The following is a 12,286-nucleotide window of genomic DNA, read 5'->3' as shown; positions in this document are numbered from 1 at the left end:
GGAATAAGAAGGGGAAATCCATGAAAATTATCTTATTATCAACCAGTGATGTGCACGGTTATTTTATGCCAACCAACTTTGCTAGTCGCGACACAGTGACTGACTTTGGGTTAGCCCGAGCAGCAACTGTTATGGCTGATATTAAAACGCATGCAGCTGCCGATGATTTTGTGATTATGGTCGAAAATGGGGACTTTATTCAAGGTTCACCATTAACTAATTACATTGCAAAATTTGATCGTTCAGCAGCGACAATTTATGACCAAGTTGCTAAGCAGACCGGCTATGATGTGCGGGTGCTTGGAAATCACGAATTTAACTATGGTATCCAATATATTAAAGATGCCATTCCAGCTAATAGTAATGTCTTAAATGCCAATATTTTAGCTGATGATGACCAACCATTTATTGGTAAGCCATACACAATTTTGGAACACAACGGTGTCAAAGTAGGAATTTTGGGCTTAACAACCGACTATATTCCGCACTGGGAAAAACCTGGTAATATTGAGGGTCTTAAATTTGAAGATATCGTTGAAACAGCCAAGCGCTATGTACCGATTTTACGGCAAGAAGCTGACGTTGTTGTCGTTGCATACCATGGTGGCTTTGAGGCTGATTTAAAAACAGGTGTGCCTGATGGCATGCAGACTGGTGAAAACGCTGGTTATCGTTTGCTAAAGGAAGTTGATGGAATTGATGCCTTGATTTCAGGCCACCAACACCGCTCAATTGCTCAGATTGTTAAAGGAACCCCGGTGACTCAACCAGGTTATCGAGGTGATCAAGTTGGAGCAATCACATTGGAACTCGATGATGACTTACAGATTACCAAACAAGCTGCTCAATTAATTAGTACGCGTGGTTTCAAAGTTGATGAAGGCATTGCTAATTTAGCAGTCCCATTGACGGCCAAACTTGAAGATTGGTTAGATTCACCAATTGGGCATGTTAAGGGTGATATGTTAGTTAAGAATCCGTTGAGTGAACGGGCGCATGGAAGTGCGTACTTGGCGTTCATTAACAAAGTCCAAATGGAAGCCGTTGGTACGGATATTGCCGGCACCGCGTTATTCAATGATGATGTTCCTGGTTTTAGTCCAGAAGTGACGATGCGTGATATTGTGACGAGTTATATCTTCCCGAATACAGTTGCTGCTGAAAAAATTAGTGGTGCTGATATGAAGGCCGCTTTAGAACGGAATGCGTCATATTTTACGGTTATTGATGGTGAACTACAAGTTAGTCCAAAATTTTTAACACCTAAAGTTGAACATTATAATTACGATTATTGGAGCGGGATTGATTATAGCTTTGATTTGAGTAAACCAGTTGGCCAACGCTTGGAGTCCTTACGCTATCATGGTGTGGATGTAGCTGATGATGATGAATTAGTGGTCGCAGTTAATCAATATCGCGCGGTGTCGGGTGGTGATTACATGATGTTTGATGCATCTAAGATCGTCACAGAAAATCCGGCTGATATTACCGATTTAATTGCGGACTACTTTGCAACTCATGATGAGGTGGAAGCAAAGGTACCGAATAATTTGCGGACGAGCGGTTATAGCTTTATGAAGATGTAAGAGTGCGCCAAGTTGCGGTCAGCACTGTAGCATACTAGCAAGCCACGATTGATGAGCGTGCTCATCAATTAGTGGTCTTGCGTATATGCTTAGGTGCTTGCAACTTGAAGCACGTTTAAGAGCCGTATCAGAATATTAATAATGAAAAACACTAGTGGATTGAGTAAACTCATGGCACTAGTGTTTTTGTTTAGATTATCCGCTATTTTTTTAGTATGGATAGATTTCTTTATCGCACCAATTCGTTGGAAGTGCTAGAATTAAAAAGATTATTCTACACGAATGATAAATATGTTGAATTATATAGATAATAATTAAGGAGTTACGGATGACGCCCAAAAATAATCTGGCCACAATCTTTTTTGCATATCATGAATTTGCAGAAGTCGCCGATTTTGCGGCTTTTAATTTAAATAAAAATCAGCATCGGATTTTATTTTTAGCGGAATTAGTACCAGGCTTAACCATTAAGCAATTACTAGAGACGCTGAGAATTTCTAAACAAGCCTTTAATGTCCTTTTTCGTAATTTAGCTGACCGTGATTTAGTGTATTTAACACCAGATCCACAAGATAAACGGAGTAAAGTCATTAATTTAACCCCGGCTGGTCTGACGATGATAACAGAAATTAATCGGGGTCAAGCTGCCGTTATCGATGGTATTCTAACTGAAAATGATGGTGATTGGGGTCCAGCATTGCAGCAATTAGCCAGCATGTATCTTAACCACATGCAAAAATAAGTACTAAAAAGTCGTAGTTCAATAGTTGGACTATGGCTTTTTAAATTTGTATGATTAATTTGTTAAGAAAATCATAAGAGAAAGGTCAATTAAGTTGACTTACTTTGCGTTTGGGATTAAGATGATTTCTATGTTAATAATAAATTTAGAACCGTATTTTGAAGTGTTCGCGGAGGAATTATAGTTATGTCAGATACACAACGTTACGGTGCCGACATTGTTGCCGACAGCCTTGTAAACCACGGAGTTGACCTTGTTTTTGGGATTCCTGGTGCCAAAATTGACCGTTTATTCGAACGGCTTGACCACCCTAAAGCTGGTGAAAAATCACCTAAATTAGTGGTTGTTCGCCACGAACAAAGTGCTGCCTTCATGGCACAAGCCTTTGCTCGAATTACTGGTAAGACTGGTGCGATGATTGCTACTTCAGGTCCTGGGGTTGGTAACTTAGCCACTGGTTTGATGACGGCCAATGCTGAAGGGGATGCTGTGATTGCAATTGGTGGTCAAGTACCTCGTAATGACTTATACCGTTTAACTCACCAAAGCACACCATCAGCACAATTATTTGCGCCAATTACGCGTTTTAGTGCTGAAATTCAAGATGAAAAAAACATTTCAGAAATCATGAGCAACGCATTTGCTGCTGCTAATGGTGACAAGCACGGGGCTGCTTTCGTTAGTCTTCCACAAGATATCGATGATGCACCAGTTGACTTTGAAGCTCTTCCAGTAGCTGCCCCAGCACGGATGGGTGCTGCGGCAACGGAAGACATCGCTGCCCTTGCTCAACGCATCAAGGACGCTAAGTTACCAGTTATTTTAGTTGGTCAACGTGGTTCAGATGACGCAACTGTTGCTGCGTTACACAGCTTATTACACAAGTACGCCTTGCCAGTTGTCGAGACTTTCCAAGGTGCCGGTGTGATTTCACGTGACCTTGTTGACCAATCATTCTTTGGTCGGATTGGTTTATTCCGTAACCAAACTGGTGACAAGTTGCTCCACCAAAGTGATTTAGTAATTACTTTAGGTTACGATGCAATCGAATACGAACCACGTAACTGGAACAAGGAAGGTCACTTGAACATCGTGACTGTTGATACTGCCGTTGCGCAAATCGACAATAACTACTTGCCACAAATGCAATTAATCGGTGACATGGCAGCTACTTTGAAGGCCTTGGAAGCTGATCTTGCCGGTTACGAAGTACCAGCCGCAGCCCTTGAAACACTTAAGGGTCTTAAAGCTGAATTAGATGCTGCTCAAGAACCAACTTTTGAACCAACTGATAGCACATTGAGCCACCCAATTGCGATTGTTAAGGCGCTCCAAGATCACGTGACGGATGACATGACGGTTTCAACTGATATTGGTTCTCACTACATTTGGATGGCCCGCCACTTCCGTTCATACGTGCCTCGTCACTTCTTGATTAGTAACGGGATGCAAACACTTGGGGTTGGTCTTCCATGGGCAATGACAGCAGCGATGGTTCGTCCAAATGCGAAGTCAGTTTCTGTGTCTGGTGATGGTGGTTTCTTCTTCTCAGGGGCGGAACTTTCAACTGCCGTTGAATTAGGTCTCGAAACTGTATCAATTGTCTTCAACGATAAAGCACGTTACAACATGGTTGAATTCCAAGAAGAAAACAAGTACAACGGTGAATCTGCTGGGGTTCAATTTGCACCAATCGACGTTGTTAAGTTCGCTGAAAGTTGTGGTGCCAAGGGTCTCCGTGTTGAATCAGCAGATCAATTAAACGCGGTCTTAGACGAAGCCTTTGCTACTAAGGGTCCAGTGGTTGTTGATATCCCAGTTGACTACTCACATAACAACGAACTAGCTTCACAAATCATTAATTCACAACTTGGTTAAGCAAACGCTGAAGCTAGTTAGGATAATAGTAAGTTGATCTAAATAACACTCGTATGTGAATATCTAATCACATACGAGTTTTTTTGTGCTTATAATTAGATTATGATAAGCTTGATTTAAACTTATACAATTATGGAGGATGCTCTATGAGTGCTTACACAATACCGATTATTACTGCGGTATTTTTATTTCCAATTTTGGCTGCTTTAGCCGTCTTACCGTATTCGATTATTCAGTACCGCCGCTTTGGTGCCATTTCAAAACTAAAAGTTGTGGTCTTATTTAGTTTTAGTTTCTATTTATTATGTGCGTATTTTTTGATTATTTTACCGTTACCACCACGCTCAGTCGTAGCTCAATTGACAACGCCACGCTATAATTTAATGCCGTTGACCGCATTACGCTTATTTTTGCATCAAACGGTGTTACGGCTAGATAATCCTCATACGTACTTACCAGCATTAATGCAAGATGTCTTCTTGCAACAATTCTTTAACTTGTTACTGACGTTACCGTTTGGGGTTTACTTACGCTATATTTGGAAACGTAAATGGTATCAAGTATTATTGGCTAGTTTTAGTCTGTCGCTCTTTTTTGAATTAACACAACTGAGTGGTTTATATTTCATCTATCCACGGCCATATCGGTTGTTTGACGTCGATGATTTGATTTTAAATACTACGGGGGGCATGCTTGGTTTTTGGATAGCGCCAATTTTCACCAAATTTATCCCATCAATTGAACAGTTAAATGCCGATGCGGTAGCTAATCGTTTTGAAGTTAGTTTTTGGCGGCGCTTAGTTGGTTTGGCAGTTGATATGATTATTTTTAATAGTATCTTTATTGCCCTTTATGAATGGCAATCAGCAATCGCCGTTGATAATTATTGGTATTATTTAATCGGCGTCGTATTATATTTTGTCCTAATTCCAACTATTTTGAAAGGGCAAACCATTGGTAAGCACCTAGTGAAAATTCGGATTGTCAATCAAGCTGAGCAACCAGCCAATTTTGGCCAATTGTTAGTTCGCCAAGGGTTACTATTTGGCTTAGTTATTGGTAATTGGATGTATTTAAGTCCGCAGTTACTACGGTGGTTTGTTGCTGACGAAGGGAAACATTTAAATGCGTACATGACGGTGTTAGCATTAGCCGCGATTTTTACCTTAATTTGTGTCGGAAACATGGGGTTAGTTCTTATTAATCATCGGATTCCGATGTTTTATGATCGGATTGCTAAAACGCATGAAATTGGCCATTAAAACGAGATTGGTTTACACAACAGGCCTAAAAGACTGAGAAATTTAATTTTCTCAGCCTTTTTTTATGGTTAAAAATAGGTAATTTACTTTATCTTTTGATAACTAAAGACTATATTTATTTTGATATACAAAAAATGGAGGAACTATATGGCAACGGAAATAGACGAACAAAGTAGTACCGGTCCTAGTCGGGCTTCCCGGCAAATTTTGGGAATTTTAATGTTAGGAACATTTATTGGTTTTTTAAATCAAACGTTGATGAATACCGCTTTACCAAGTATTATGGCCGATTTTCATATTACCGCCGCCCTAGGACAGTGGTTAACGAATGGTTACATGCTTGTTAATGGGGTGATGGTTCCATTAACCGCTTTTTTAATTCAGCGCTTTACGACGCGCCAACTGTATTTATCGGATTTAACCATTTTTGGCGTTGGAACTTTAATTGCCGGGTTAGCGCCTAATTATCCTATTTTAATTACAGGGCGGATGATTCAAGCAATGGGGGGCGGTATTTTTGGCCCGTTGATGAATGTAGTGATTATGAATCTTTTTACCGTTGAGCATCGGGGGCGTGCGATGGGGATTATTGGCCTAGCGCTTAATTTCGCACCGACGCTTGGACCAACGGTATCTGGTTGGATTGTGACGTATACGAATTGGCGTAATTTATTTTTCATGGTGGCGCCATTAATTTTATTAGACTTAATTTTTGCATTTTTTAAATTAAATAACATTGGTGAACAGAAATTTTTGAAATTTGACTTCTTAGGAGTTGTGCTCTCAAGTTTAGGCTTGGGGTCATTATTGGTTGGTTTTTCAAATGCCGGTACTGGTAACTGGGGGGCTTTTGATGTGTGGGGATATGTCTTAATCGGTTTGCTTATTACCGCGGCCTTTGTTTACCAACAAACCCACGCTAAATTACGCTTAGTTAATTTTGGGGTATTGAAATATCGCCGATTTAACGTGGCGGTCCTAATTAATGTTGTCTTGATGATTGCTTTATATGGTGGGGCAATTTTGCTACCATTGTATATGCAAGTGGTGATGGGTCGTTCGGCGTTTGAATCTGGTTTAGTATTACTGCCGGGTTCATTGATTACGGCCTTATTATCACCTGTTAGTGGGGCGTTATATGATAAATACGGTGCCCGTAACTTAACACTTGTCGGGTTAATCATTAACGCGGTTGGTACGATTATGCTCGGGTTACTCAATTTCCACAGTAGTCTCTTGTACATCATGCTATGGCAAGTGATTCGCCAAGTCGGGTTAGTAATTGTGACAATGCCAATTCAAACGGAAGCCTTTAGTGCGTTACCATTGCATTTAATTGCCGATGGTTCCGCCATGTTTACGACGATTCGCCAATTAGCGGCGTCGTTTGGAACCGCAGTGTTAGTGACAATTATGTCGTTAGTTTCAACGAATGTGGCCCATGGTGGGGCGGTAACGGCTAATCATCAACTAGTTGGGATTCAAGTGACGTACTTTGTGGCAACCGTACTAGTATTAATTGCGGCAGGATTAACACGTCTGTTGAAAGTTGACGGCCACTATCACGCCCCTGATGATAAATTTGCATAAAATGGAGAAAAGGAATGGCTAAGAAAACCAAAATTAAAAAAACTTTGGCAGAGCAAATGCTCGATAAAGCCAAGATTAGTTATGAAACCCTCGTCTTTGCTACGCATGATGATAATGGTGTGGCACGGTTTGAACACGGGGCGCTTGATGAACATCAAATTTACAAGACCTTAGCTTTAATTGGGAATGTAACCGGTCCGGTTGTTGGGTGTGTGCCTTTAGATGTGCATCTATCCGAAAAGAAATTAGCCCAAGCATCCGGTAATAAAAAAGTTGAAATGATTCCGTTAAAGGATTTAGTTAAAACGACCGGATATGTCCATGGGGCTAATAATCCGGTTGGAATTTGGCAAACGAAACACTTTCCGATTTTTATTGACCAAGGCGCGTTAACGATGGGTGAAATCATTGTTTCTGGTGGTGAACTTGGTCGCTCAATTAAAGTCGATGCCCAACAATTAGCAGAGTTTACCCACGCTCAATTTGTTGATTTAACCCGCCACGAGGAGTAAAAAAGATGGAAATGATTAATGGATGTGGTAATAACTACAGTACGATTGCAGCTTTTGTAGCCAACGTCTTAAAACATGATGCTAGTGGCCATGATTTTAGCCATATTAAGCGGGTGGTACAAAATGCTGGTCGGATTTTAGAAACTGAACCAAGTGCTGATCAATTTATCGTCATTGCAGCAGCATACCTCCATGATACTTATGATGATAAGTTATTTGCTGACCCTGCGGCAGCCAAAGCAAAAGTAGCTAAATTTTTGACGAGTATTGGGGTTGTTGTTGCTGATCAAAAAGCGATTTTTACAATTATTGATAATATGAGTTGGTCAAAATCCTTGACTGGCACGGCCAAACCATTAGATATTAACGGCCAAATCGTTCAAGATGCCGATCGGTTAGATGCGATTGGGGCGATTGCAATTGCCCGAGTCTTTGTATATGGTGGCCATATGGGTAGTAAGATTTATGATCCGGCCATCCAACCACGCACGGCAATGACCAAAGCTGAATATCGTAATAATGACGAAGGAACGATGATTAATCACTTCTATGAAAAGCTATTATTACTCGTTGATTACTTGAATACGGATTATGCGAAGCAAGTTGGCCAACATCGCCAACAAATTATGCTAGACTATTTAAGTGATTTTAAGCGTGAATGGGACGGATTGGATTTATAAAGTTGTAAAGGTTTTGTCAAAAATGGGTAGTTTCAATAAAAAAATTGGGTATCATTTTAAATAACGGTGGTCACACCAATTTATTTAGACTATAATATTTTATGTACGTAAATATTAAGTTGTAAGTAATACAAGATAAGAAACGAAGTGAAAGGAAAACTTCATGGCTGACGTGATCTATATGCAGGTGTTGCATGACTTGAAAGAACGCATTTATAGTAATGAATTTCCTGATAAAAAGTTGCCTGATGAACGCTCACTAGCTGAGAGTTACGGGGTAAGTCGTTCATCAATTAAAAGAGCGCTCAATATTTTAGCTGGGCAAGGCATTATTTTTAAGAAGCGTGGTTCAGGCACATTTGTTAATCCGTTATATTTAAAAAACCAACCAATTTTCCATAATGAAGGTTCTAACCTTGGAGTTACCGACAGTTATCGGATTGATGGCCGGGCGCCGTCAATTGAATTACTTAATTTTCAAGTAATTCCGGCTGATGAGGATCTCCAACAAGCCTTATTTTTATCTCCTGGTGACTTTGTCTATCAATTACAACGGTTACGCCGCTTAGATGGTGAGCCGTTTATGATTGAAAACGGGTTTATTCCAATTAAAGTTTTACCCGAGTTGGGTATGGAAAATGTTACGAACTCCATTTTTAACTTTGTGGAAGATACTAAGAAAAAAGCAGTTACGAAGTCCTTTATGTCTGTAATGGCAGAACCATCTACGGAGCGTGATCGGCGTTTATTAGGATTATCGGCAACGGAACCGGTCGGCGTAATGGAAGGGATTTTCTTTCTTGACGATGGGACCCCATTTGAGGTCTCAACGATGCGCTTGCATTATAAGTATATGAAGTATAATGCCTTTGTGAGTTTAGATTCAGAGTAGCATTAAGATATTTAATAGAACGTTAAACAGCCCCTAAAGTGGATTTTAGGGGCTGTTTTTTTGGTTATTTAGGCATATTAGGAGCATAGGCACTTGTTATTAAAAATATTAATAATAAATTAACGGCAGGTATCCGTATTTTCATGTTTTTTTACGATAAAATGAGTTGTTTTCACTAAAATAGAATTTTTATTTAAGGATTACTTGGGTTTGTTGATTGTAAAATTTCATTTTAGTAAAAGTGAAATTGCTAATTTAAGCCGTTTTTGAGCCATTCAAAGTGCTGAGAGGGGGTTAAAGAATAATTGTATGTACTATTTACTTATGTAATAATATATTTTTCTTGTTAGAAAGCGTTTACATTTCATCGATTTAGCCTTACAATTTATTTTGTTAATGAAACATTAAAAAAATGACGGTTTTTTAGGAGGACAGTGTTTTGATTTTAGGAAGTATTGAAGCAGGTGGAACTAAGTTTGTTTGTGCGGTAGGTAATGAAGATTATCGCACCCAAGAAATGACTAGTTTCCCAACGACAACCCCAGAAGAAACATTAGCACAATGTGTTGCGTTCTTTTCAAAGTTTGACGATTTGAAAGCCATTGCGATTTCATCTTTTGGTCCGATTGAACTTCGTAAGAATTCACCTAAGTACGGCTACATAACTAATACCCCTAAAAAGGGTTGGGCAGATACTGACTTTGTTGGTTACATCCAAGAACATCTCAACAATGTGCCAGTTTACTGGACTACCGATGTGAATGGTTCTGCATACGGTGAATATGTCATGTCTACATTAGCTAATGAAAAGATTGATTCATTAGTTTACTACACAATTGGAACTGGTGTTGGGGCCGGTATCGTGATTAACGGTCACTTTGTTGGTGAAACTGGTCACCCTGAAATGGGTCACGTGAAAGTTAAGCGTCACCCAGATGATCTTAACTTTGATGGAATTTGCCCATTCCACGGTGATTGTTTGGAAGGCCTTGTTGCTGGACCAACCTTTGATGCGCGCTTAGGTAAACCTGGCCGTGAAGTGCCTTTGGATGACCCTACTTGGGACATCATGGCCTACTACATTGCCCAAGCTGCTATTCAAACTACTTTGACATTACGTCCAGGTAAGATTGTCTTTGGTGGTGGGGTTGTTAGCGAACAATTCTTGGACAAAATTCGTGACCAATTCACTAAGTTGATGAATGGCTATGTTGAAGTTGGTGACTTGAAGCGGTACCTTGTGATGCCAGCCTTGAAGTCAAATGGTTCAGCAACCTTCGGGGACTACGCTTTGGCCCTTAAGGAATACCAAGAATAACCCTTTAAAACCGCATGTTTTAAATGTTGTCTAACAATAAAAAATTATGGGAGAGTACAAAATGAAAGCTTTAGTATTAACAGATATCAAGAAGATGGAAATTCAAGAAGTTACAAAACCAACACCACAAGCTGGTGAAGTTTTAGTTGAAACTAAGTATGCTGGGATTTGCGGAACTGACCATGCACTATATAATGGCCTACCTGGTTCAGCACCGGCCGTACCACCAATCGTCTTGGGACACGAAAACTCAGGGATTGTGGCGGCAATTGGTGAAGGAGTTACCAATGTTAAGGTAGGCGATCATGTTAGTGTTGACCCTAATATTTATTGTGGCCAATGTGAATACTGCCGGACAGGTCGTAAGGAACTTTGTGACAACTTATCAGCTGTTGGGGTAACTCGTAATGGGGGCTTGGAAGAATTCTTTACCGCACCTGCAGCTCAAGTTTACACTGTTCCGGCAAATGTTGATTTGAAAGCAGCAGCAGCCATTGAACCTATTTCATGTGCTGTTCACGGAATTAAAATGTTGAAACTAAACCAATCGCAAAAAGCATTGGTAATTGGGGATGGCTTTATGGGCCAATTATTTGTACAAATCTTACAAGCCTATGGGGTGGCAAGTGTTGATTTAGCAGGTATTTTTGATGATAAGTTAGCTTTTAATAAGGAACACTTTGGTGTTAACAAGACAATTAACACCACCAAAGAAAGTATTCCTGCTGAATATGACATTGTCATTGAAGCGGTTGGTTTACCTCAAACCCAAGAACAAGCCATTGAAGCAACTGTTAAAGGTGCTCAAGTGTTGATGTTTGGGGTTGGTAAACCAGACCAAACATTTAAGATGAATACTTATGAAGTCTTCCAAAAACAATTAACTATTCAAGGTTCATTTATTAATCCAGATACCTTTGAGGACTCAATTGCCTTATTGGCTACTGGTAAATTAGATGTTTTACCATTAATCAGTCACGAACCAACATTAGCGGAAGTAACGCAATACTTGGAAGGTGAAATTAAAGGGGTAAGTAAAGCAGTTGTTAAAGTAGGTGAATAATGGATATCAATCATACAGCAACTAAGCACATGACAACGACACCACGGACAATATCGATGGCGAAATCATTAGCCTTTTTTGTAATTTCATTAGTGATCAATTCCGTCGGTAATGTGTTAACGCTAGTAACTAGTACAAAAATTCACCCGGGATTTCTTGGGTCAGCGTATTGGACTGCGGCAACGGCAAACTTTGCCAATGCAATTAACTTTAATTTGTTTTGGGCATTCTTATCAGTAGGGATTTTGACGATTATTTTGAATGCGATTTTAATGGGGCACTTCTCATGGAAGAAAGCCTTAGGAAATATTGCCTTCATGTTGCCTTTCTCGGCTTTGATTCAATTCTTCTCTGATTTTTTCTTGGGAGCATATCCCCAAGTATTTGCTGGCTTGCCTGAAGCTCGTACGCCAGGGATGATTGCCTTGTATATCATCTTGAATTTCGTGGGTGTTGGATGTATCGGTGTGGCAATTTCGATTTATCAACGGGTTAATCTGGTATTGCACCCCGCTGATGATTTGATGCAAATTTTACGCTTTAAGTATTTTGGTGGTCACGCTGCACAAGCAATGTGGGCGTCATACATTCCACCAACAATTTTGGCCGTAATTGCATTAGTAATTACGCGCTCATTTACAAACTTTGGTTTAGGCACCATTTTTGCCTTTCTGTTCCAAGGGGGGATTACCGGATTTGCTGATAAATGGGTCTTTCCAACCCTTAAACACCAAGCAATTGAAACTAATTAAGTAATGGAAAG

General features: G+C 39.9%; 11 protein-coding genes. All 11 read left to right on the top strand.

Going from position 1 to position 12,286, the window contains the following annotated elements; genetic code table 11:
• Positions 1 to 20: 20 nt before the first annotated feature.
• Complete coding sequence (locus tag LQZ75_RS05750) at positions 21 to 1,586, top strand: bifunctional metallophosphatase/5'-nucleotidase (protein ID WP_230096882.1); 1,566 nt, start codon at positions 21 to 23, stop codon at positions 1,584 to 1,586.
• 328 nt (positions 1,587 to 1,914) lie between these two features.
• Complete coding sequence (locus tag LQZ75_RS05745; protein ID WP_230096881.1) at positions 1,915 to 2,328, top strand: MarR family winged helix-turn-helix transcriptional regulator; 414 nt, start codon at positions 1,915 to 1,917, stop codon at positions 2,326 to 2,328.
• Between the two features lie 186 nt (positions 2,329 to 2,514).
• Entirely contained in the window at positions 2,515 to 4,206 is a 1,692-nt protein-coding gene (gene alsS, locus LQZ75_RS05740; RefSeq protein WP_230096880.1) for an acetolactate synthase AlsS, read from the top strand.
• A 146-nt stretch (positions 4,207 to 4,352) separates the two neighbouring features.
• Positions 4,353 to 5,468, top strand: a complete 1,116-nt coding sequence (locus LQZ75_RS05735) for a VanZ family protein (protein WP_230096879.1) — start codon at positions 4,353 to 4,355, stop codon at positions 5,466 to 5,468.
• 147 nt (positions 5,469 to 5,615) lie between these two features.
• On the top strand, positions 5,616 to 7,058 hold the full coding sequence (locus LQZ75_RS05730; RefSeq protein WP_230096878.1) for an MDR family MFS transporter: 1,443 nt from the start codon (positions 5,616 to 5,618) through the stop codon (positions 7,056 to 7,058).
• Between the two features lie 14 nt (positions 7,059 to 7,072).
• Entirely contained in the window at positions 7,073 to 7,570 is a 498-nt protein-coding gene (locus LQZ75_RS05725; protein ID WP_230096877.1) for an aminoacyl-tRNA deacylase, read from the top strand.
• Between the two features lie 5 nt (positions 7,571 to 7,575).
• Positions 7,576 to 8,250, top strand: a complete 675-nt coding sequence (locus LQZ75_RS05720) for an HD domain-containing protein (RefSeq protein WP_230096876.1) — start codon at positions 7,576 to 7,578, stop codon at positions 8,248 to 8,250.
• 163 nt (positions 8,251 to 8,413) lie between these two features.
• Positions 8,414 to 9,142 (top strand): GntR family transcriptional regulator, encoded by a 729-nt coding sequence (locus LQZ75_RS05715; protein WP_230096875.1) that lies wholly within the window; start codon positions 8,414 to 8,416, stop codon positions 9,140 to 9,142.
• 439 nt (positions 9,143 to 9,581) lie between these two features.
• Positions 9,582 to 10,460 (top strand): fructokinase ScrK, encoded by an 879-nt coding sequence (gene scrK, locus LQZ75_RS05710; protein WP_230096874.1) that lies wholly within the window; start codon positions 9,582 to 9,584, stop codon positions 10,458 to 10,460.
• A 61-nt stretch (positions 10,461 to 10,521) separates the two neighbouring features.
• Positions 10,522 to 11,523 carry a zinc-dependent alcohol dehydrogenase family protein gene (locus tag LQZ75_RS05705; protein ID WP_230096873.1) on the top strand — a complete coding sequence of 334 codons (1,002 nt, stop codon included), beginning with the start codon at positions 10,522 to 10,524 and terminating at the stop codon, positions 11,521 to 11,523.
• Complete coding sequence (locus LQZ75_RS05700) at positions 11,523 to 12,275, top strand: DUF6198 family protein (RefSeq protein ID WP_230096872.1); 753 nt, start codon at positions 11,523 to 11,525, stop codon at positions 12,273 to 12,275. Before LQZ75_RS05705 ends, LQZ75_RS05700 begins: the two co-directional genes overlap by 1 nt.
• Positions 12,276 to 12,286: the final 11 nt, after the last annotated feature.

It is taken from the genome of Periweissella fabaria, assembly GCF_918814575.1.
Taxonomy (GTDB): Bacteria; Bacillota; Bacilli; order Lactobacillales; family Lactobacillaceae; genus Periweissella; species Periweissella fabaria.
Note: the sequence above shows the minus strand (reverse complement) of the source record. Positions and strands in the feature narration are given on the sequence as shown.